Origin of the sequence: Paenibacillus sp. FSL H8-0332 (assembly GCF_037963835.1) — a bacterium.
In the GTDB taxonomy this organism is placed as follows: domain Bacteria; phylum Bacillota; class Bacilli; order Paenibacillales; family Paenibacillaceae; genus Paenibacillus_AQ; species Paenibacillus_AQ rhizoplanae.
Genome location: NZ_CP150145.1, coordinates 6,913,521 through 6,935,947, shown reverse-complemented (window position 1 = coordinate 6,935,947; position 22,427 = coordinate 6,913,521). Strand labels below are relative to the sequence as shown.

Annotated in this window: 21 protein-coding genes and 1 riboswitch; of the genes, 13 read left to right on the top strand and 8 right to left on the bottom strand. The window is 52.0% G+C overall.

Going from position 1 to position 22,427, the window contains the following annotated elements; translation table 11 throughout:
- Positions 1-51: 51 nt before the first annotated feature.
- The gene (locus NST43_RS30200; protein ID WP_339221119.1) at positions 52-966 is read right to left on the bottom strand and encodes a carbohydrate ABC transporter permease; all 915 of its coding nucleotides are present in this window, start codon (positions 964-966) and stop codon (positions 52-54) included.
- A 15-nt stretch (positions 967-981) separates the two neighbouring features.
- Complete coding sequence (locus NST43_RS30195) at positions 982-1,935, bottom strand: ABC transporter permease subunit (RefSeq protein ID WP_339221118.1); 954 nt, start codon at positions 1,933-1,935, stop codon at positions 982-984.
- 276 nt (positions 1,936-2,211) lie between these two features.
- Positions 2,212-2,291: riboswitch (glycine riboswitch) on the top strand.
- Between the two features lie 135 nt (positions 2,292-2,426).
- Between NST43_RS30195 and NST43_RS30190 the strand changes: the two genes are divergently transcribed.
- The 3 genes from NST43_RS30190 (at position 2,427) to NST43_RS30180 (ending at position 5,406) form a co-directional block, all read left to right on the top strand.
- Positions 2,427-3,803 carry an amino acid permease gene (locus NST43_RS30190; RefSeq protein ID WP_339221116.1) on the top strand — a complete coding sequence of 459 codons (1,377 nt, stop codon included), beginning with the start codon at positions 2,427-2,429 and terminating at the stop codon, positions 3,801-3,803.
- 34 nt (positions 3,804-3,837) lie between these two features.
- A complete protein-coding gene (locus NST43_RS30185) occupies positions 3,838-4,785 on the top strand; it encodes a YafY family protein (protein ID WP_339221115.1) in 948 nt (315 codons plus the stop codon).
- A gap of 69 nt (positions 4,786-4,854) precedes the next feature.
- Complete coding sequence (locus NST43_RS30180) at positions 4,855-5,406, top strand: DinB family protein (RefSeq protein WP_339221113.1); 552 nt, start codon at positions 4,855-4,857, stop codon at positions 5,404-5,406.
- 222 nt (positions 5,407-5,628) lie between these two features.
- On the opposite strand, the gene NST43_RS30175 is transcribed toward NST43_RS30180, so the two are convergent.
- Entirely contained in the window at positions 5,629-5,997 is a 369-nt protein-coding gene (locus tag NST43_RS30175; protein ID WP_173134153.1) for a DUF1304 domain-containing protein, read from the bottom strand.
- A gap of 125 nt (positions 5,998-6,122) precedes the next feature.
- Here NST43_RS30175 and NST43_RS30170 point away from each other — a divergent pair, with 125 nt between their 5' ends.
- Entirely contained in the window at positions 6,123-6,629 is a 507-nt protein-coding gene (locus NST43_RS30170; protein ID WP_339221112.1) for a GNAT family N-acetyltransferase, read from the top strand.
- Between the two features lie 61 nt (positions 6,630-6,690).
- On the opposite strand, the gene NST43_RS30165 is transcribed toward NST43_RS30170, so the two are convergent.
- On the bottom strand, positions 6,691-7,722 hold the full coding sequence (locus tag NST43_RS30165; protein ID WP_339221110.1) for an S-layer homology domain-containing protein: 1,032 nt from the start codon (positions 7,720-7,722) through the stop codon (positions 6,691-6,693).
- Between the two features lie 123 nt (positions 7,723-7,845).
- Positions 7,846-8,775 (bottom strand): phosphotransferase, encoded by a 930-nt coding sequence (locus NST43_RS30160; protein WP_339221108.1) that lies wholly within the window; start codon positions 8,773-8,775, stop codon positions 7,846-7,848.
- A gap of 241 nt (positions 8,776-9,016) precedes the next feature.
- Between NST43_RS30160 and NST43_RS30155 the strand changes: the two genes are divergently transcribed.
- A complete protein-coding gene (locus NST43_RS30155; RefSeq protein WP_339219482.1) occupies positions 9,017-10,375 on the top strand; it encodes a transposase in 1,359 nt (452 codons plus the stop codon).
- An 11-nt stretch (positions 10,376-10,386) separates the two neighbouring features.
- Here the strand turns inward: NST43_RS30155 and NST43_RS30150 are convergent, their stop codons facing one another.
- Complete coding sequence (locus tag NST43_RS30150; protein WP_339221106.1) at positions 10,387-12,048, bottom strand: diguanylate cyclase; 1,662 nt, start codon at positions 12,046-12,048, stop codon at positions 10,387-10,389.
- 148 nt (positions 12,049-12,196) lie between these two features.
- On the opposite strand from NST43_RS30150, the gene hprK reads away from it, so the two are divergent.
- On the top strand, positions 12,197-13,114 hold the full coding sequence (gene hprK, locus NST43_RS30145; RefSeq protein ID WP_339221105.1) for an HPr(Ser) kinase/phosphatase: 918 nt from the start codon (positions 12,197-12,199) through the stop codon (positions 13,112-13,114).
- Positions 13,115-13,186: 72 nt separating this feature from the next.
- On the top strand, positions 13,187-13,471 hold the full coding sequence (locus NST43_RS30140; protein ID WP_209986866.1) for a small, acid-soluble spore protein, alpha/beta type: 285 nt from the start codon (positions 13,187-13,189) through the stop codon (positions 13,469-13,471).
- A 100-nt stretch (positions 13,472-13,571) separates the two neighbouring features.
- On the opposite strand, the gene NST43_RS30135 is transcribed toward NST43_RS30140, so the two are convergent.
- Both NST43_RS30135 and NST43_RS30130 read right to left on the bottom strand, forming a co-directional pair.
- On the bottom strand, positions 13,572-15,077 hold the full coding sequence (locus tag NST43_RS30135; protein WP_339221104.1) for a GNAT family N-acetyltransferase: 1,506 nt from the start codon (positions 15,075-15,077) through the stop codon (positions 13,572-13,574).
- 32 nt (positions 15,078-15,109) lie between these two features.
- Positions 15,110-15,907: an AIM24 family protein gene (locus NST43_RS30130; protein ID WP_209986862.1), complete on the bottom strand. Its 798-nt coding sequence runs from the start codon at positions 15,905-15,907 to the stop codon at positions 15,110-15,112.
- A 225-nt stretch (positions 15,908-16,132) separates the two neighbouring features.
- Between NST43_RS30130 and NST43_RS30125 the strand changes: the two genes are divergently transcribed.
- The 6 genes from NST43_RS30125 (at position 16,133) to NST43_RS30100 (ending at position 22,365) form a co-directional block, all read left to right on the top strand.
- Positions 16,133-17,371, top strand: a complete 1,239-nt coding sequence (locus NST43_RS30125; RefSeq protein ID WP_339221103.1) for an ATP-binding protein — start codon at positions 16,133-16,135, stop codon at positions 17,369-17,371.
- A gap of 86 nt (positions 17,372-17,457) precedes the next feature.
- Positions 17,458-17,937 carry a tetratricopeptide repeat protein gene (locus tag NST43_RS30120; RefSeq protein WP_339221102.1) on the top strand — a complete coding sequence of 160 codons (480 nt, stop codon included), beginning with the start codon at positions 17,458-17,460 and terminating at the stop codon, positions 17,935-17,937.
- A gap of 324 nt (positions 17,938-18,261) precedes the next feature.
- A complete protein-coding gene (locus NST43_RS30115) occupies positions 18,262-19,968 on the top strand; it encodes an ABC transporter ATP-binding protein (RefSeq protein ID WP_339221101.1) in 1,707 nt (568 codons plus the stop codon).
- 82 nt (positions 19,969-20,050) lie between these two features.
- Positions 20,051-20,632, top strand: coding sequence for a GNAT family N-acetyltransferase (locus NST43_RS30110; RefSeq protein ID WP_339221099.1), 582 nt, complete (start codon positions 20,051-20,053; stop codon positions 20,630-20,632).
- A 474-nt stretch (positions 20,633-21,106) separates the two neighbouring features.
- Positions 21,107-21,445 carry a helix-turn-helix domain-containing protein gene (locus tag NST43_RS30105; RefSeq protein ID WP_039310863.1) on the top strand — a complete coding sequence of 113 codons (339 nt, stop codon included), beginning with the start codon at positions 21,107-21,109 and terminating at the stop codon, positions 21,443-21,445.
- Positions 21,427-22,365 carry an IS3 family transposase gene (locus NST43_RS30100; protein ID WP_339225308.1) on the top strand — a complete coding sequence of 313 codons (939 nt, stop codon included), beginning with the start codon at positions 21,427-21,429 and terminating at the stop codon, positions 22,363-22,365. Before NST43_RS30105 ends, NST43_RS30100 begins: the two co-directional genes overlap by 19 nt.
- Positions 22,366-22,427 lie beyond the last annotated feature (62 nt).

Sequence of the window (22,427 nt, the reverse complement as noted above, 5' to 3'; positions counted from 1 at the left end):
TGATAATTAGATCATATATTCTAACCGGCATTTACGCCAGAGTCAGACCGCTTAACCTTTGATTGCCCCTATAGTAAGGCCCTTGGTGAAGTACTTCTGGAAGAACGGATAGATGAATAGAATCGGACCAATCGACAGCACGACCATAGCCATCCGCAGACTTTCGGTCGGAACGGATTCCTGTACCATCAGGGCGACACCGCTGCCTGCAAGTTGGGTTTTGAAGAATTCCGCCTGGCGGATCATCTGAATCATGACGTATTGCAGGGAGAACTTGTCGGTGTCATTAATGAACAGCATGGAGTTGAACCAGTCATTCCAGTACATCAGCGTTGTGAACAGACCAATCGTAGCCAGCACAGGCAGAGAGATCGGCAGCACCAGCTGGAAGAATATCCGCCATTCCGAAGCCCCGTCAAGCTTGCCGGATTCAATCATCTCCTCCGGGATCGTCTGCTGGAAGAAGGTGCGGGTAATGAAGATATAGAAGGCATTGGACAGGCCGGGCAGAATCAGCGCAACCAGCGAGTCCTTCAGATCGAGATAGTTCACGTACAGTAGATAGAAGGGGACAAGCCCTCCCGAGAACAGCATGGTGATCAGCAGGTAGAAATTGAATGTCTTTTTAAAAGGAAAATCCTTCCGGTAAAGCGGGTACGCATATAGCGCAATCAGCAGCACGGCCAGAACAGTCCCAATAAGGGTAACGGTCAGGCTGACGCCATACGCTTTAACTAGTGTCTCCGAATGCTTGAACAGATATTGGTACGCGGATGCGTCGATATGATCGGGCCAGAATTTGTATCCCTGCAGCGTCAATGTCTTCTCGTTTGTTAAGGAGATGGCAACAATGAGCAGGATCGGCAGGATACACGCCAGGCTGAAGGCGATGAAGAACACATGAAGTATAATCTGGGCGGTGGTAGAGCCCTTGGCGTAAGCGCTGGTTCGGGATGCAGTAGTCATTAGAATCCTCCGTTTCTAGAAAAGAGCCGTATCGCGGTTCAGCTTGCGGGCCAGAGCGTTCGCGCCTATGACCAGGAAGAAGCCGACGATGGACTGATAGAAGTTCGCCGCTGAGGACATCCCCAGGTCGTTGAGCTGGATCAGGCCCCGGTAGACATAGGTGTCGATGACGTCCGTAGTCGAGCGCAGCGCACCGGAGTCCAGGGTCACATGGTAGAACAGCCCGAAGTCAGAGCGGAAGATGCCGCCCATGTTAAGAATCGTGAGAATCACCATGATCGGCGTAAGCAGCGGCAGGGTAATCTTGGTGATCTGCTTCCATTTGCTGGCCCCGTCCATCACCGCAGCCTCATACAATTCTTCGCTGATGCCGGTGATGGCTGCAAGGTAGATGACACTGCCGATCCCGATAGAATGCCACATCTTGGTGATCCACAGAATGTAAGGCCATGCGTTAGGATGCATATAAGCGTTCACCGAGGAGTAGCCGAACATTGGCAGAATATGCTTGACCAGGAAGCCGTACTCCGGGTGCAGGAAGGCATAGACGATGAAGCTGACCACGACCATGGACAGGAAGTTCGGCATAATCATCACGGTCTGGAAGAACTTCGAAGCCAGCTTGCTTCGCACCTCATTGATTGCAATGGCCAGCGAGACGGAGAGAATAAGGCCTGAGATAATGAAGACCACATTGTACCCCACGGTGTTGATGGTTACCCGCAGAGCATCGGAGGTGGCGAAGAGGAACCGGAAGTTATCGAGCCCGGCCCAGGGACTGCCCATAATGCCGTCAATGTAGTTGATGTTCTTGAATGCGATGAATAATCCGAACATCGGAATATAGCAGTTGATGAAAAAGATAATCGATGTGGGCAGCAGCATCAGCAGCAGCACCCGGTATCGCACGATATTGTGCAGCAGACGGCCGAAACGGCCCTGGTGCGGTGTCGCTAGCTTGGTGTTCATAGCTTGTGGTGCAGGATTTGCCATAAGTTCTAACCTCACTCTACTTGTTCTGGATGAATTTATTATAGTAGAGCGGAGGAACGGAATTCTCTCTTGCAAATGACCCTGTTTATTCAAAAATGACTTCATTGGGCAAAACTCCTGCTAAGCATTGAGACTTTTTTCACAGATGATTGCTCACATTGCAAGTAGTATGTTAGAATATCGGAATGCATTAACGCATCACCAATTTAATACAGTACAAGAGCTATGATTGCTATGGATCACACTATAGCAGGAGCAGCTTCTGGAGAGACTGCGGAGTGCCGCAGCGCCGAAGGGTTCACAATCTCAGGCAGAAGGACAGAAGAGTACCGGATTTGTTTTTTGCCGTGCGGATTAGCTGCCGCTGCAGAAGCTTATTTGGAACTTCTTATGAACCGGGAGATTGGATGACATCCAGTCTCTTTTTTGCGTATTTTCAGCGTTGTATACATTAAGGGGGAACAGAAATGGCACAGACAGAATTAAAGCGGGAGCTGGCGAACCGGCATGTACAGCTTATCGCTATCGGAGGAACGATCGGCACAGGATTATTCTTGGGCTCAGGCAAGGCGATTCAGCAGGCCGGCCCTTCCATTATGCTCACGTATCTGATCGTGGGGATTGCCGTGTTTTTTGTGATGCGGGCGCTGGGGGAGCTGCTGCTCTCGAAGGCGGGGTATCAATCTTTTACAGACATTGCTGAGGATTACTTGGGGCCGCGCGCGGCGTACATTACGGGCTGGACCTATTGGTTCTGCTGGATTATGACGGCGATGGCCGATGTGATTGCGGTGGGCGTCTATGTGCAGTACTGGTTCGATATTCCGCAGTGGGTGCCGGCCGTGATCTGCCTGATCATTCTGCTTGGGCTCAATCTGCTCACGGTCAAAAGCTTCGGCGAACTCGAATTCTGGTTTGCTCTGATCAAGGTGGTTACGATTCTGGCTCTGATCGGCCTGGGGATTGTCCTGCTGGTGACCCAGTTCAAGACGGATGCAGGCTCAGTGTCGGTCCGCAATCTCTGGGAGCACGGGGGCGTGTTCCCGAACGGGGTGAAGGGCTTCTTATTTTCCTTCCAGATGGTGGTGTTCGCTTATGTCGGCGTGGAATTGGTGGGGGTATCGGCAGCGGAGACGGCTAATCCGGAGAAAAACATCCCGTCCGCGATCAACAAAATTCCGCTGCGGATTCTGTTCTTCTATGTAGGCGCGCTCTTCGTGCTGCTGTGCATTAACCCCTGGACCCAGCTTAGCGCGGCTGAAAGTCCGTTCGTGCGCACCTTCAGTCTGGTCGGGATTCCGGTTGCTGCGGGGATTATCAATTTCGTGGTCTTAACCTCGGCGGCCTCCGCCTGCAACAGCGGGATGTTCTCGACCAGCCGGATTCTCTACAATCTGAGCAGACGGAATCAGGCCTCCCCTCAGCTCGGCAAGCTGAACCGGAATCATGTACCTGCGAATTCCCTATTCATTTCTACTATAGTGATCTCTGCCGGGGCACTGCTCAGCAAGCTCATTCCGGGTCAGGCCTTCGGCATTGTGACTACGATCAGCGCCATTTGCTTCATCTGGGTCTGGGGTGTTGTGCTGGTCTGCCATATCAAGTACAAAAGGAACCGCCCGGACTTACATGCCACTTCCAAATTCAAAGCGCCATTCACCCCGGTGATGAACTATGCCGTCCTGACGCTGTTTGCTGCCATTCTTGTGATCATGCTCTTTGCCGATGAGACCCGTCCGGCGCTGCTGTTCACTCCGTTCTGGTTCATTCTGCTGTTCGTTCTGTACTCCATCAGAAGCCGTAAGGAGAAAAGTGATCAGGAAATCAGTATAATCAATACATAAACTGATTTCAGAATGAAGAGGGTGCAGCCGCCGCATGAACAAGACAGACCGCATGTTAGCCATCGTACTGGAGCTGCAGCGCAAAGGGGTCGTACGGGCAGAGGATCTGGCGTCCGTCTTCGAGACTAGCGTAAGAACCATCTACCGCGATATCCAAGCGCTTAGTGAAGCTGGAGTGCCGGTGGTAGGAGCTACAGGTCAGGGATATTCGCTGGTAAAAGGGTATTTTCTGCCCCCGGTCAGCTTCACGGCGGAGGAGGCAGTGACCCTGCTGATCGGAACGGATTTCGTGGAGCAGCGGTTCGATACGGAGTATGGTAAACGGGCCTCTGCAGCAGGCAGGAAGATTGAAGCGATTCTGCCGGATGATGTCAAGGAGCTTGCCGCCCGGCTCCGCCAGAGCATCCTGCTGCTGAGTACCAGTAAAGATAAGCTGCAAGGACAGGAGAAGGAGTACATGGAGCAGATCCGCCGCGCGATTCTGGAGCAGCGGAAGATCAGCTTCGGGTATACGAAGGGCAGACAGGAAGCTGACGGAAGTCACCGGAGTGTCCGAACGGCCTCGCCGTATGGACTAGTCCTGAACAGAGGCGCCTGGACCCTGGTCGCCTGGTGCGGACTGCGGCAGGAGATCCGTCATTTCCGGTTATCCAGAATGAGCGGGCTTACCGTTCTGGATGACAGGTTTCAGGCGCCTGCGGATTTCGATCTGCATGAGTACCAGCCGGAGGATGACCGCCATGTACGCGTGCGCATTTTGGTTCAGCCGGAGATCGCGGGCAAGGCGGCTGAATCGGGTAACTTTTATCTGGAGGCAGTGGAGGACCAGGCTGACGGCAGACTTATGACCTTTCGCGTGCGCCAGCCCGAGGACCTGCTGCAATGGGTGCTTGGCTGGGGAGCAGGGGCGGTTGTCCTGGAGCCGGAAGCCTTGCGGAAGCTTGTGCGGGCGGAAGCGGCGGGAATGATGGAACGCTACTGACATAACGTTGTCAGGAGCGGTTGTGTATACTCAGGGCAGACCGAAGAATAAAGGAGCTGCCTGAATATTATGAATAAGAATCTTATAGAAGCCTTAGAGCAGTTTGAGAAGACTGCGAATCACTATCTTATGGAATTAGATACCTTAAGTATGGAGCAGCTGCTGCGGCAGCCTGCCGAGGGAGAGTGGTCTCTCGGGCAGATGGTCCAGCATTTGATACAATCGGCGCTGTACATGCAGCTTCGTAATATCGATCAGTGTCTGGCCGGGAACGGGGAAGCGGCGGGGAATGAAGCAGAGATGACCCCGGATGGTAAAGCGGTTTTTGCTGGGGGCAGCTTCCCGCCTGTACGCGTTCATGTTCCGCCGTCACCGCAGTATACGCCGGTGCAGCCGGAGAGCAAGGAGCAGTTGATCCAGGGTCTGCACACCGTGATGGACCGTATGCGGGAGACCCTGCCGAAGCTTGCGCAGGCATCTGAGCACAGTACCGTCCCTCATCCCCGATTCGGCCCCTTGACTGCAGCAGAATGGTATCTGCTGATCGAGATGCACTACCGCCACCACTTGCTGCAGCTGGACCGGTTGAAGGATTTCATAGGATCAAGCGTAGCGCAATAGAAAAACGATAATAAGCCGAAGCCTTCAGTAATAGACTGAGGGCTTTGGCTTATTTTTTTGTGAGTGGGCCGGATGCCCTCTGAAGTGAACGAATGGGTAAGGAGGAGGTGACTGTACAAGTGTCGAACCTTGAGGAGATCCGGGCAATGTCCGAGCAGTTGAACCAGTTCGCGCAGAAGCTGTGAGGCAAGTGTGGAAGCTGCCTGCGTAGGCCCGCGAATCTTACAGATGTGCGATCAGTGTGGCCGCCAGCGCCAGGAAGGCCGGGAGTCCTTGCATCAGCAGAATGGATCTCTTGGAGGTGAGTCCGCCATAGATCGCCGCAACCGCCACGCAGATCAGGAAGAACAATTGCAGCTGGTATCCGAAGTCAGCGCTCGGATGCAGCAGGCCCCAGATTAGACCGGCTGCCAGGAAGCCGTTATACAAGCCCTGGTTGGCAGCAAGCGACTTCGTCTCCCGGGAGAAGGCAGGGGAGGTTCCGAATGCCTTCTGTGCTCTCGGGGTGGTCCACAGAAACATCTCCAGTACTAGTATGTACACATGCTCTAGTGCTACTAAGGCAACAAGAATTAAACTTACAGTCATCATAACGAGTCCCTCTTTTCAAGTGATAGGAATTTAAATTGCGCAAAATATAATTTTACAAACCTAAATATAACCAAATATTTGCCTTTTGTCAATTTATTGCATCCATATTGTAAGGGAGGAAGGAAATGTACATCAGAACACTGGCCCCCTCGGACGCCGAAAGCTACCGGGCGCTTCGCTTGCAATCGCTGCAGCAGCACCCTGAGGCTTTTCTAAGCTCCTATGAATCGGAAGTGAAATTGTCCACCGAGACGACCCGGATTAAGCTGGACTCCTCGGACGAACATTTCACCCTGGGTGCCTTCTTGGACGGGGAGCAGAGGCTGGCGGGAATGGCTACCTTGTTCCGGGAGAGCAGGCCCAAGATTCAGCACAAAGCTCATGTCTATGCAGTATATGTAGATCCGGATGCCCGTAAACATGGCGTGGGCAGCGCGCTGATGCTGGAGCTGATTGCCCGGGCGAAGGCCGCGCGGGGGCTGGAGCAGCTTACGCTGACCGTAACCTCCAATAACGTTCCGGCCAAAAGACTCTACGAATCCCTGGGATTCATCCGCTACGGCACAGAGCCGAAGGCGATGAAGCTTGGCAGCGAGTATCTGGACGAGGATCTGATGGTGCTGATGCTGTAAAATACAGCAAAAGCCCCTCCCGCCTTTTCGGCAGAAGGGGCAAAGATCAAGGGGCGGTTGCTTACTTCGCAGACTTTCCGCTCAGGATGGCCTTCACCTGGCTGACCATTGCCGCTGCGTCAGCACTGGTGACACCGTCCTGCGGACGGAAGCTTCCGTCTTGATCCAGCTTCACGATCTTGAGGGCAAGCGCGGTCTGAATGGCTCCCGAGTTCAGGGTGTTGATCTTGTCATTATCCTTGATCTCCACCGGGATCAGCTTAATCATCGGCAGTTGGCCACTGGTCTGGAGCGTGTTAATCAGCAGATAGGTGAACGATTCACGGGTTACGCTCATGTTCGGATCAATCTTGATCTGCAGGTTCGTCTCAGGTCCGGCAGCGTCCTTGATGTACTGGACGGCCTCAGTTGCGGTAATCGTCCCGCTCACCGCACCGGGTGCCGGATGTGCCTTCAGATAGGCCAGTGCATTGCTGATGGCTACTGCCGCTTCCGCACGGGTGATCTCCTGTTTCGGGTTAAGCTTGCCGCTGCCGTCCAGCTTCAGGACACCGTAATTCAGCGCACGCTGAAGGGCACCGGAGTAGTCTGCCTTCACCTGATCTTGATCGGCATACTCCACCACCACTGGCTTAATCATCGGCAGACGGTTCGTGTTCTCCATCGCATCAATGAGCTGGTAGGTAAATTCTTCGCGGGTCAGCTTCTCACCAGGCTTCAGATCTGCCGGCAGGTCCAAGCCGTGCACACCGGCAATAATCAGCGCCTGTGCGTACCAGGCGTAGTCACTCGCGTTCTTGAAATAGTCGGTGGCATGCGGCTCTTTCACGAACCGGATCGTATCCAGATTCAGATCAAGCGCACTCACGATCATCTGCACCCCCTGGGCGGCTGTGATGCTGAGGTTCGGGCCGAACAGATCCGCGCTGATGCCTTTAATCAGGCCGCTGTTCTGAAGCGCGATAATCTTGTCTTTATCCTGCACGTTATCGATATCCTTGAAGGCTGCGGCCGAGGCGAATTGTTGTCCTGTGAAGCTGAGCGCCAGAGCGGTGGCTGCGGATAGGGTTATCATCTTGAATGTATTCTTCATGTCCAGTCACCTCGCAAGAGTAGTTTGTGGTTTATTTGTGATCATAGACGGCGGCTTAGTCAAAAAGGTTCCAGCAAAAATAAAATAATCGAAATCATATAAAAAAGCACTGGCCGCATTGGGCTAGTGCCGTTTTCTCATACAAATCTCCTGCCATCTCATAAGCCATCCGTACTGCTCATCACAGAATTCTTTCGATACAGACTGTAGGCCCTGGCAGCGGACAATGCGGGATATAATCTGATAATGCCTTACCGCAATGAAGTCGAAAATCGCGTAGATCTCATTGTCACTCAGGGTTCTTACCTTACAATACCCGGTATAAAAGCGTTCGAATAAACGCTGAGTAGCATCATACATTGTGTCGTGATATCGATTGAAATGAGTAGCGTCTGACATGTATGCCACGTCCATGCCGGGATTGTCGCCGGAGGCATCATCAAAATCCATAAAGATATACTGCCCGTGGCAGTCCCTAATCATGTTGCCTGTATGAAAGTCTCCGTGGCAAAAGCCCTTTGGGAGCTTTGACATACGGCCCCACAATTCATTTCCATATTGTTCAAGAGCAGCCATAGAATTTGAATCACAGTCCAGTTCGCTCATAATAGAGAGATAATCATCAATATATTCATCTTTTGTCCGGTGAATCAGTGGTTCATCAGGGTAGTTGCGCATTAGCTTATGAAGCTCGGCTGTCTGGTGACCAATAAGCTCCGCTTCGGCAAGTCCATCAGGATTGTCACCCTCTACATAGTCGTAGAGCACAGCGGTAAGCCAGCCCTCCTGGGCTTCAAGAAGAATGTGGTTCTTGTGTCTGGCAGTCCGCAGGACCGTCACAGCCGGAAAGGAATGAGTCTGCAAATAGTCAAGAATCCGAAGAGACTGCATGGCATCGGCTGTTTTGAAGCTGCGGTATATTTTGAGCACATAACGCTTACCCCCGCCCTCTACAAAATAAACCGAACCAATCATCTCCCGGTGAAGCTTGAATTGCTCAATACGTAACGAGTAGGATTGGTTAATCTCACGGATAAGATGATCTTGGTTCATCTAGCAGCGTCCCCTTTAATGAATGGCTCCAACTGCTATTCATTATCCTATGGGAGAAAGACAGATGTATAGAGAAAGATTAGTTACTCAACTTTCGCAGAGTCAAAATTGAGTTGACCCCAAGCCGGTGTTAAGGTGAAGCTGGTTTAAGTAGCGATCTTGCCAACATAGAAAAACACCGCTTCCTTTGGTAAAGTGAGATTGTCGAGATCCACTAAACCACAGAAGAGGTGTCCCTTCCATGATAAAACAAAAGTCGTCCCTAGATCAACTCCCACCTGAAATGAGACCTGCTTTTCAGGAACTCGGTGTCTTGAAGCACTTGAGAAAAGCAGGATTCAAAAAGACGTTTGGTTATACCTGTTCCCATCTATTTATGCTCGTTTTTGTCTTGCTTTTTCATCAGAAGAACTGGTTTCGTCTGCTCGAAAGTTCCAAAGGTGAAGCGTTTCCTGGCAAAGATGCCGTCTACCGGTTTCTGAATCACAGCCAATTTGCTTGGCGGCGTTTCTTGACTTCACTCAGCAGCGACACCGTTCAGCGAGTCGAAACCTTGACCTCCGTCACGCGAACTTCCGTGTTCATCGTCGACGATTCCATGTTTGAACGAAATCGCAGCAAAGCCGTAGAACTTCTGGCTCGGTTCAAGGATCACGCCACCGGTGCTTATTATAAGGGATTTCGTATGCTGACTTTAGGCTGGTCGGACGGCCATACGTTTCTCCCTTTGGACTTCGCCTTGCTCAGTTCCGTGAAGGCTGGACTAACCGGTATTCATCCGGAAATCGATAAGCGATCCTCTGGGTACAAACGCCGAAAAGAAGCTCTTCTTTCGGCCCCACATCTGGTTTCTGAACTGCTGGATCGGGCCATCGCCTCGGGTGTTTCTGCGACTTACGTACTCATGGATAGCTGGTTCACTCATGCGCCCTTAATCGGGCGAGTGGTGGAACGAGGTCTTCATGTCATTGGCATGGTGAAAAACGACAACAAGCGATATCTCGTTCATGGCAAGCGGGTCGATCTCAAAGGTCTTTACCGATCCGCTACACAAGTGCAAGGGAAGCAGCGGAATATTTTGCGTCAGATTCATACGGAACTGGTTCCTGGTATTCCGGTCGTTGTGGTCTTTGTTCGCCATCGCTCCAAGAAAAACGAGTGGCTCGCGATTCTATCGACGGATCTCACACTGACGGCACCGGAAATCATTCAAATCTACGCTTTACGCTGGGATATCGAAGTCTTTTTTAAATGCACGAAATCCTTGCTACGCCTGCAAAAAGAGTTCCAAGGTCGTTCGTACGATCTGCTCATTAGCCATACCACCATTGTCTTTTCCCGTTATATACTGCTGGCTTGGCAGCATCGGCAAAGTACCGATCAACGGACGCTCGGTGGACTGTTTTATTTGCTTTGCGATGAAGTGGGTACCTTGGATTGGGCAGTAGCTTTACAACAACTGGTGGAATTGATGAACGAGATCGCCAATCAAGTCGGCAAAAAGCTATCCGCTATGATTAAAAGTCAACTCCAGCACTGGATCGCCGCTCTGCCCAATTACATCAAGGCGTACTTGCCGATTTCAGGCTGCGAAAGTTGAGTTAGTTATAATTATACCTCCGCCGCAACAATCTGATTCCGGCCCTGATGCTTCGCGGCGTACAGGGCTTTATCGGCAGACTTGAACAGTTCGTTCAGGTAGGTGGTCGCATCCATGGCAGGCGGGATCTTGAATTCAGCGATGCTGAGCAGCCCCAGGCTGATGGTGATGGACACAGGCTCATCGATATAATCGATGCGGATGGTGTTGTGTTCAACCTCGGATTTGAGCTGTTCGGCCAGCAGCCGCGCCTCGGCTCCATTCGTATCCGGCAAATAGATGATGAATTCCTCTCCGCCGTAGCGGGCCAGGATATCGGAAGGCCGCAGGCTGCGCTGCAGCAGCTCTACCGTGCTGCACAGGACCACATCTCCGGCGAGATGGCCGTGCTGGTCGTTGATTTTTTTGAAAAAATCGATGTCGATCAGTATAATAGTCGAAGGTGTCCGGGTATCGCTAACCCGTAGCACATCCTGCTCCAATTGCTGCATCAGAAAATGCCGGTTGTAGCAGCCGGTCAGGCTGTCGGTGATCGCAAGCTTCCTGAGCTTACCGTTCGACTGGAACAGCTCCGCCTGCACCTTCACCAGCGAGTCGTTGCGTTCCTTCAGGATGAGATTTTGCTGGTTCGTCTCATCGATGAGCCGCCGGATCTCAGTAACATTCTGGAAGGTAACAATTCGTCCGACCCTGCTGCCGCTCACCATAATCGGTGCTGCATGAATACTGACAACCATTTGGATCAGAGGATGCAGAATTTCAACCTCAGCCGACTCCAGCGGATACTCGCGGTATTTCTGCAGGAAGGGTTCAATCTCCATAGGCGGGCCATCCGGCAGATAGCTGCTCATGTTGAACGTCGCACCGGTCACAAGCGGGATATAGGGGTGCAGGGCATGATTGATCTCTACGACTTGCTCCTGATCATCCAGGACAAGAATTCCGTATTCCATGGTATTGATAATATCCTGATGGGCGATAGTTACGATATCGAATACTTTGTCCTGGTGGATCGTAATCACAAAGAACGTGGCTGACACCACTATACCCAGTGAAGTGAAGCCCGGAATTACCGGCAGATAGTCGTCCAGAATGACATTGAGAAGGACATCGATCATCAGGAAGACGAATAACGCCGTAATGCCTTTGAGCATATACATAACCTGATTCTTGATCCTCGCGGCCTGATTAGAGGTCAGAGCCACGTATACGACATACATGGACACGAGGGCATTAATCACTAGAAAGGTCATGCTGATCCAGAAAATAGGTCCGTAGATCCGCTCCACATATCCGCCGTTCACCGGACGAACGAACCATCCATAAGGATTGAGCACCACTCCAAGGGAGGTCAGGACTGCAGGGATCAGCAGCGCGGCCATTACTTTTTTAGTAAGGAGTTGGGATTGTCCTGCGAGCAGAATCGTGAAGAAGATCCAACCCAGACCCAGCAGAGAAGCATCCACGAACGCAAGCTTCACATAAAAGAGCTGATAGAGAGGATCATCGACGGTCCTTATGGCAAACTGGCAGTAGGGCCAGATCAGCATGGAGAAATGGAACGCTAAATAGACCTTGTGCAGCTTGGTAATGGTGACCGTAGCCACGATATAGATGAGCAGCAGGAACAGAAGGAAGCACATAATCAGGTCAATCCAAGAGGCTAAGGCCAATATATTACACCTTCTTGATTTTAATAGTATTTATTGATTTTTGTGGGTCTAAGGTCTTATATATTGTTTTTAATATATAATTAGCGTGTGCAGATTACAAGATTTTTAGATAAATCTATCGGAAAATATTGGATTGGGAGGGGACCGCATGAAGTCTATTAGCGTGCAGAGTCTTGTAGAGAAATTCCAGCTGGAGGTGCTCGCCGGAGCGGGCGGGATGGACCGGAACATCACTCGTTCAAGGACGCACAGACCAGGTCTGGAGTTTGTTGGTTATTTTGATTTTTTTCCGATGGAGCGGGTGCAGGTCCTTGGACGTAAAGAGATCAACTACCTGTTAACGCTGAGTGTAGAGGAGCGGATGCTGCATATCGGCAACATCGTCAAATACCATCCGCCGTGCTTCATCGTGACCAGCGGCCAGCAGGAGATTCCTTATCTGACGCTGTTCTGTGACCAGGAGGGCATTCCGCTGCTGCGGACGCCGGAGGTGACCATCGAGTTCATCGCTAAGCTGGACAGCTTCCTGGTGAAGACGCTGGCGCCGGAACTGTCGATCCACGGGGTATGCGTTAACGTATCGGGGATCGGCATCCTGCTGCGGGGCAAGTCGGGGATTGGCAAGAGCGAGACGGCGCATACGTTGATCCGCAGGGGCCACCGCTTCGTGGCTGATGATATTGTGGTGCTGAAGAAGCTGGGTCCGGCGACCCTCCTCGGGACCCATAATGAGACCACGCGTGAATTCCTGGCGCTGCGCAGCATCGGCCTGATCAACGTTGTGCGGCAGTACGGGCGGCGGGCCTTCCAGGATGAGACGCGGATCGTGCTCGATATTGAGCTTGCCCCCTGGCAGGAGAATTCGCTCAACAATGAGCTGGAGCTGGTGCCCCAGTTCACCGAATATCTCGGGGTGCAGATCCCGCATATCGAAGTCCAGCTTCAGCCGGGCCGCGATGTAGCCGGTCTGATTGAAGCGGCTGCGAACAACTGGTATCTCAAGCAACTGGGCTACAGCGCGGTGGAAGAATTCATGCAGCGGATTGAGGACGGGATGCAGTCTTAAGGAACGACAGGGAATGAAGGCCCACACTCCTGGGCAACTTAGAGGAAAGACAGCAAGGGAGTGTGTCCGTAAATGGCGAGAAGAAGCAGACAATATGCTGTACCAGGGTCCGCCCAGGGAATGCAGACGTTCAAAGCGGAGGTTATGAGGCAGGAAGGATATCACGTAGATCCCAATCACCCAGACGATGTGAAATACGAGGTAGCCAAAGAGCTGGGCATCCCATTGCAGGCCGGAAATAACGGCAATCTGACCACCGAGTCGGCCGGACAGATTGGCGGCCGCATCGGTGGTTCCATGGTTCGTGAGATGGTGCGTCTGGCACAGGAGCAGCTGGCGGGTAAGCAGAAGTCTTAGCAAGCGCTCTAAGATTTTTATGCTGCATTCGAAGAGATCCCCTTTCTTAATCAGAAAGAGGATCTTTTTTGGCATGTGCTGACTGTAGTTAAAGCTGCAATTACGGTTCAAGGTTCAGGCTGCCGCTGTAATATCTGTACTCTGAGTTAATCTTAAATCCGGCACGGATATAGAGATTTAAGGCCCGGACGTTCTCAGTGACTACACTGAGGCGGATAACCGGATAAGGCTTCTGCAAGAGTAGGCCGAGGGTCTGCCTTAGCACCTTCTCGCCAACCCCCTTACCCTGACAGGAGGGCAATATACAGAAATTATGAATAAAAGCCGTATCCTCATTGATATAGTTGACCCGGATCAGGCCGATTCTTTCACTCCCTGTCCAAGCGATATACGTTACCCGCTCCGGCTCATCCGTCTCAGTGAAGTACTCGCGCGTCTCTTTTTCCGATTCTCCGAAGGCCTGGGAGGAGCAGGATATAATGAATTCCCAATCCGCCAGTGTAGCCGGGAGCAGATGCAGATCTTCCGGAACCGGCTTCAGCGTTGTCAGGGAATCGTAGGACATGGCGTACTCAGACCGGCTGAAGCGGGCGCCAAGGGCCGAGGCTGTCCTGTGCCCCGTCTCTGAGCCTCCGGGAATCTTGTAGCTGAGCTTGTGAATGCCCAGTGGCGCGATATCCTGCCCTGCCCGCGCTACAAGACTGCGGAATACGCCCTCACGACGATAACCCGGATGAACCATGGCATTGATCTGCGCCTCATTGCCCCCGGCAGCGAACCAGCTAAGCAGGCCGATCAGCTGATCTTCGCGGTAGCAGAGCAGGGCATGGTCGCCGTCTTCCTTGACGAGATGCTCTAGGTCTGAGCTTAATTGGATAGAATCGGCTTGGCTGCACTGCTGCTCCAACGCCTTAATGTCCGCTGCCTGCTGCTTGGAATGGTAGGTCATTGGTATAATGTTATTCAATTGGAGAAGCCGCTGGAACTCCGCGACATTCTCCAGAATGCCGTCCGGCGCAAGATCATAGGCCTGACTCTGGAAGGTGGGTAGCCAGCGGACAGCGTAGGTCTGCATTCCGGCAGCCTTGCCTGCGAGAATATCCGCATTGCTGTCCCCTACGAATATGGCCTGGGATGGTTCAATGCCCAGTGTTCGCAATGCCGAATGTATACCTTCGGGATCAGGTTTTGGCTTCGCCACATCATCGCCGGTAATCGAGAGATCGAAGAAACGCTCCAGATCCAGCGCTCCGGCCGATATCTGATAGGCCCGTCTGCTTTTACCGGTAATGACTCCAAGCTTCATTCCCTGAGCCTTCAAGGCTTGAAGTAATCCAAGGATGTGCTCATTATTCTGGAATTCTTCGAAATGCCCCTGCTTATATATTGAATAATAATCCTCTATTGCTTGTGGAACCGAAGCCTGATCTGTGAAATTTCCGCCGATGATGCCTTCTTCGGTTGGGCCAAACATCGCGACAAGTTCATCGCGGGTAACCTCTCTATTATCGTACTGCTTAAATACCGCCTGGAAGGCACGGAATGATAACGGCAGGGTATCTGCAAGGGTTCCATCGAAATCAAACAGTACAGCTTGGATAGACATAGGATGCACTTCCTTTTAGTGAAAATAGGGAATTAAGCAGTAGGTCCGCCCTGAAGCAGGCTGTTTCTGTAATTCATGAGCGGGGCCAGCCAGACCATGCCGGTCCCCCGGTACACGTTGACCAGGCCTTCGCCTGAGGCGGCGGAGCCCAGACGGGTCTTGCCTGACTTCTCGACCGTGAAGTCCAGGGAGTTGGACCACATGAGGGCGAAGTTACCGTCCACCTTCAGCACATCATTCTGCAATTCGACCACAACGGCTTCCTCGGAAGGAATGGGAGCTTCGAGGGCCAGAATCCCTTTGCCGCGCGCGCTCAGATTGAACAGCCCTTCACCGCCGAGGACGGCAGAGGAGATGTTCTTGCGTGCTGCCACGGAGATGTCCAGCGTGGTCTCACAGGCGAGGAACATGCCGTCATCGATCACGATATGGTCGTTGTCCACATCAATCAGCCAGAGGTAGTTGTAGGTGGTCTCCAGCAGGATCGTTCCGGTTCCCTTGTAGAGCGGTTTGACTGCGCTGGTTCCGGTTGCCGCCCCGGATAGCATATTGCGCATCAGTCCCCCTACGCCTTTGATGCCGGAGGTCATCTCGATATTGCCGATCATATACTGCATGGCCCCGGCGCTCAGCATCACCTCATTGTTATTCAGCTCAATCATCAGCTGCTTGTTGCGCATATTACTTTTGCTCATGAAGAAGTTGGTCTCCGCTTCATATCGGGTGGTGGTGCTGAGATCCTCTTTGTATTCGATGATGCTGAAGCCGCCTAGCTGCTCTTTAATGACAACATTGGAATTGTCTTTCAGGTTATTAATGGTAAAAGCCATGGATACCCGCTCCTTCAGTAGCTATTATTATGCAATACTGTGCATCATGCCTTCAAAGCATACGTATTCGACATTTCTCGCAGGTATCCTTGATTTCAGGAGGAAAAAAACGCATACAATAATTCCTTTACTTCTATTATCAGGTTAGCGTAATGTTCTAGGTGTAGTGCTCAGAATACAAACGTATCTCTTGACACCAGCATTAGAACCGAAAGGAAGTTAGCCTTGTTTGAGACGTTACTGCTCAATTTTTTGTTTATGCTGTTTCCGGTGCTGATATTTCTGATTTTCTTCGAGAACAGGCCCCACGCCTACAATCATAAGATTCTTGTACTGCTCATCGCCGCCACCATGATCCTGTGTATCGCCAAGCCGATCCGGCTGGAGACCGGGTTCATCTTTGACCTGCGGTATGTTCCGTTTGTGATTGCAGCCTTGTATGGAGGGTACAAACATACCCTGCCTTTATATGTGATTCTGAATGTGTACCGTTTTTACATAGGCGGTGAGGGAACCGTCCAATCTTTACTTTTTTCGACAGCAGTCCTCATTCTGGTTCCTTCCCTAAGCGCCAGATTTCTCCGTTCTAAGCCCAAGGGACGGATCTTGTGGGCTACCTTCATCGTGGTCCTGACTATGGGCTGTTATCTGATCATCCTGGGGCAGATCATGGATAAGCTGGATACCCAGTTCTGGACGCTTGCCTTCTATGCCTTAACTACGCATGCGGTGGTCATGGCAGTCCTAATGATCCTGCTGGAACAGATCCTTACCAACCTCAGGAACCGTGAGCGGATCATGCAGTCGGAGCGGCTGAATGTGGTCAGTGAGCTGGCGGCCAGCGTCTCCCATGAGATGCGCAATCCGTTAACTGTGACCAGCGGATTCCTCCAGCTGCTTAATCTCTCCAAGAACCTCACTCCGGAGGAGAAGGGGTATGTTGAGCTGTCACTTCTTGAGCTGAACCGGGCGGAGAAGATTATTAGCGATTATCTGTCTTTTGCCAAGCCGCAGTCGGAGAGCCGGGTCTACTCCAACCTGATGGCTGAATGTGAATACACTAAGAATGTGATCCTGCCGTATGCCACGATCCACAAGGTTGCGGTTGAATTCAGCTTCAACAACCCGCTTAGCACCCATTATGACAGTAATGAGATGCAGCAATGCCTGATTAATCTGTACAAGAATGCGATTGAAGCGATGGATGGGGTGGAGGATGCGGTCCTGTCTATTGCTGTCTTCGCGAGCGGACAGAATATTATCATTACCATCCGCGACACCGGTGTCGGAATGACGAAGGATGAGATCTCGCGCCTGGGCAAGCCGTATTACTCCACCAAGGCGGACGGGACGGGGCTCGGAATGGTCATGGCCTATAACACGATTAACAAGCTCAAGGGCCGTATTGAGGTCACCAGCGAGAAGGGCAAGGGAACCGTCTTCCAGATCATTATCCCGGCCTAGCGCACGGCAATAGTGGGAAACTTGGTGTGAAAATGATAAAGTATCTCTAAGAGAACTTGGAATGATTAACCGGGAGGCTATGGGTAATGAGAGAAGAATTAATCGCGCAATTGAACGCTTGGCATGAGGCGGACGAATATGAAGAGATCGTATCCCGCATCAAAGAGGTGCCGACACCGCTGATCGATGAAGAACTGGCGGTACATCTGGGCCGGGCGCTCAACAATCTGGGCCGCTACCGGGAAGCGCTTAAATGGTTCAATAAGGCAGCGGACAAGGGTAAAAAAGACCCGCTGTGGCATTTCCGTGTCGGCTACGCCCACTATTATCTGGACGAGTACGATCAGGCGATCAAGGCGTTCAAGAGGGCGAATAAGCTGGACCCTGAGGATCAGGATACCCTCGAATTCCTGGAATGGAGCCGCAGTGAGAAGGCGGCGCTGGCCGCTGCGGACGAGGATAGCGAGGATGCAGAAGAAGCTTCCGAAGCGGATTCCGCCGCAGATGCTGATTCAGATGCCAGTCCCGATGAAGATTCGGATGCGGCAAAAGAGACTAAGCACTAGGGCTTGACGGCCGGTCTGGCCGAAGCTTACAATGAAAGTCAATCTTATCAAAGAGGTGAAATGGATGCCATTCCGTACCGTCGCAAGGAACTAGTTATCGGGCTGGGTAGAACGCGTACCAGCCACCAAGGGGGAGGTCTGTCCTCTTGGTCACAGCTAACTGGATTCTTGAACGGTGCCTGGAAGGTCATTCTATGTGAGCCGGGACACTGAGTTATTCCGCTTGAAGACTATACTGCCGGGGCAGGAGTCTTTGGCGCGGGGTGCGAGGAGAGTTCCCGGCTTTTTGCCATACTCTTATGTATAAGATTGGAGATTATTATCATGTTAAAGAAATGTCTTGTCCACCTCAGAGGGTGGGCCGCTCTGTATATAGTTCTCGGCTGTGCCATTCAGCTCTTAAGCAGTCTGGGTATTGTTGTCTTTCAGCGTATTCTGGATCAGGCGGTGGCGGGAACAGGCTTCCGTGAAATCCTATATGGGGTTGTCCTCTACGGGCTGCTGCTCGGCCTGAATGTCCTGCTGAATTATGCGGATGAATATCCCAGCGCCTATCTATCGAACAGCATCACGGAAAGACTGAAGATTATGGCCTTGTCCAAAATCTCCAGAATGGATTATTCCGCCTATCAGAACATGGGCACAGGCCAGATGATCAAGGTGATTGAGAACGGCGCGGCGGCCGGGAACAGCATTCTGTTCTCTTTTATCCTGAAGACGCTGCATGAGCTGCTGCCCACCATTCTCTTCAGCCTGCTCTTCATCAGCTACTATGACCTCAGAATCATGCTGGTGATTGCGGGCGGGTACGTGGTCATCTTCCTGTTAACGAATGTTCTGCTGAAAGTTCTCTACCGGATCAAGGAATCGGTGCTTATGCAGCAGGAGGCCATGTCCCGGTATGGGGTCCGCGGCTTCATGGAGCTGGTCGTCTTCCGCACCAACAAGAAGTACGCGCAGGAAATCGGCAGACTGAACAAGGCGGCACAGCAGATCATCAGGCAGAGTGCGAAGCTGCAGATGATTCATGAATCCTTCTTCGCCTTATTCGAATTATTCATTACGGTCATTAAGGTGATTGTGCTGTTGTACGGCGTGAAGAATGTGGTCTCCGGGCAGGCTTCTATCGGGGTCATGGTCGCGCTGTTCATGTTCATTGAGAAAATCTATACGCCAATCGCCATCTTCAACGTATTATTCGTCGGCTATAAGCTGAACCGGGTGACCTATCAGCGGTTCGAGGCATTCCTGAATGCCCCGGAGGACCGGAATCTGGAACAGGGCAAGGCGCTTGCGCAGCTACAGGGCAGCATCGAATTCAAGGACGTATCGTTCAGCTACGGAGAGGTGCAGGTGCTGGACCGGCTGTCCTTCTCAGTTGCGCCCGGAACCTCAGTGGCTCTGGTCGGCTTAAGCGGCAGCGGCAAGTCAACGGTCATTAAGCTGATTACGGGCCTGCTCAAAAAAAACGGCGGCCAGCTGCTGGTAGACGGCACGGATATCGATGAGCTGCGTCTGGACAGCTACTATGATCACATCTCTTACCTATCGCAGGACAGTCCGATCTTCGACACCACTATCCGGGGCAACATGGTGTTTGAGCAGCAGGTGCCGGATGAAGAGCTGTATGCGGTGCTGGACAAGGTTCACCTGAAGGAGAAGGTACTGGAGCTGCCGGAGAAGCTGGAGACGCGGGTTGGGGAGCGGGGGCTGAAGCTGTCGGGCGGGGAGCGGCAGCGGCTGGCTTTTGCCCGGGCGATCCTGCAAAAGCGGAATCTGATCATCCTCGATGAGCCGGTATCGGCCCTGGATAATATTACGGAGCGCAGCCTGATGGAGACGGTGTTCGCGGAGTTCAGGCATAAGACGGTCATTATTATCGCGCACCGGCTGAATTTCATCAGCGGCGTGGACCAGATTCTGGTCATGGAGCAAGGCAGGCTGGCGGGGGAAGGGGATTTCGATTCCCTGCTCCGGGACTGCCCGTCCTTCAGTACGCTGTGGAATAACGGCAGGGGGCAAACGGATTAAACTATCTTTTACCTTGTGGACTATCCTGTGCCTGAACTATGCTGGGTGGCAGATAGAACTTGAAGGTGAGGCTATGTGTATTATGAATCTGGCATTGTCCAGGATGAAGCTCGAAACGGAGCGGTTAATCATTCGTCCCTATATGGAAAGTGATCTGATGGCTTCGTTCGAGCTGATGCAGAACCCGGAGGTGCTGGCCTTCATGCATATGGAGGTCATGCCGCTGCATGAGTACGAGGGGATGTTCCGCTGGCTGATGTTCAGCTATCATACGCCGTTCGAGCTGCCGTTCAAGTATTCATTCGCCATCTGCCATAAGGCGACCGGCCAGCTGATCGGCTGGTGCGGGGTCGGCGTGCTGGAGTTCAGGGCGCCGGATGCGGAGCTGTATTATCTGATCGGGCGTGAACACTGGGGCCGGGGCTATGCTACCGAAGCTGCTGCGGCGATGGCGGACTATGCCTTCGGTGTAATCGGACTGGAGCAGTTATACGCCAAGGCAGATCCGCTCAATACCGCATCGCTCGGGGTAATCCAGAAGCTGGGCTTCCGGATGGAGCAGGAGCTGGCCGGATTGACTGGCGATTATGAGGACTGCAACGGTGAGCTGCTGCATGTGCTGAGGAAGGAGCGGTTTGTGGAGCGGCTTCATGGCGGGAAATGACCATATGCTAAGGGAGCGGATGGGTGGGCGATAAGAGGTATGGGCGAGGACGGGCGGAAGATGATCGGAAGATCAAAGATGAGAGGTTAGAGATTAGGGATTAGAGGATTAGAGGATTAGATTAGCAATTAGAGCAGAGGTTACGGCTTTGTTAGCCGTATTGTAATAACAGGTGCCGTCCTTTTAGGATGGCACCTGTTAGGTATGGGCAGGACTCCGACCGTTGCTATATGCGGCATTGTAGCAGTTTTGTAGACTGATTGTATTTTCTGCAATAGAATTCGCAATTTGCTAAGCTAAATGATCGTCTGTTGTATTTTATACAATGGATTTCGTGAATTCTGCCCGGAAACCCTGATTTTTCTCGATTCTGCTGTACAGAGTACAACAGAATCAATTGTTTCTCTTAAGCCCCCTAATCAAAGTGGAGACCTTGACATGTAAGAGGTACACTAAGAAGAGGGAGTGGAGCCGATGAGAAGCAACAAGTTGTATGACGAACAGCGGATCAAAGTAGCCCAAGAAGCGATCAATGGAACCAAGGTTTCCTTCCTGGCCCGAAAGTATTCCGTCTCTCCCAGCACCATTGCCAATTGGGTGAAGTTCTACAAAGAACGATTTGGAGAAGAGGCCACTCCGTCCGTCCAAGAACGGATTGAAGATGCGGAGCGTGTCCAAGATCTGGAGACGAAGATGGAGACGGCCATTAAGTTATTGGGTGAAAAGGATCTGGAAATCGAACTGCTGCGTGAACTCTTAAAAAAAGCCAACCCCGCTTACAAGACAAACTCGAACTGGCCGACGAAGCGATAAAGCGGGGTTATTCGGCTACACTGGTTCTACGTATCGTGGAGGTTCAACCTTCCACCTATTATGCGCATAAAAAACGTTTCCTGGGGCTTTGGAGTGCCCCGGATGCGGTCGTGACTTCGGGTCGTCCGATCCCCGCCTATTCCCTCACTACCGGCGGTCTGCGGGTCAGTGACCTACAGATCGAGGAGTGGCTGAGTGAGCTGGTAGAGGGCGAGGAGAACGGCTATGGCTACCGGAACCTGGCGTATGCCCTATCGGTCCAGCAGGGCTTAATCCTCAACCACAAGAAGGCGTACCGGCTGTGCAAGAAGCTCGGATTGCTTCAGAAAAAGCCGGTGAGGAACCTAAAATACCCTCGACGTTTAGCGCGAAATCGAGTGGTCACCGGCCCCAACCAACTCTGGCAGATTGACATTAAATATGGATACATTCATGGCTACGACCGCTTCTTTTTTATCTTTGATATGATTGATGTGTTTGACCGCTGTATCGTCGGCTACCACGTGGGCGCGAGCTGTACAGCGAAGCAAGTCTGTGCCACGTTAAGGGAGGCGCTGGGCCGACGTTTACAGCCTGGAGATCCCTCACCGGTGATCCGTTCCGATAACGGCCCGCAATTCCTAAGCGACGTCTTTGGCGAGCTGTGTGCGGAAACGCAGCGTCCTCTGGAGCATGAGCGGATTCCTCCAAAAACGCCGAATATGAACGCCTACATTGAGTCGTTTCACAGTATTTTGGAGAGAGATTTGTACACGAAAAGGTACTTTGAAACGTTTGAAGAAGCCTATGAAGCGGTCGCAGTTTATATTAATTTTTACAACGAGCGCCGTTTTCATGGCAGTTTGCAGCGCATGAGCCCCAAGCAATACCACGCCGCATGGAAAGCAGGCAAGCTAAAACCGATAGAAATAAAGCTGTAAACAAGATCCTGCGAAAACACGAGTTTTTAGCAGAATGTCTCCATAATTAGGGGGCCGAACCG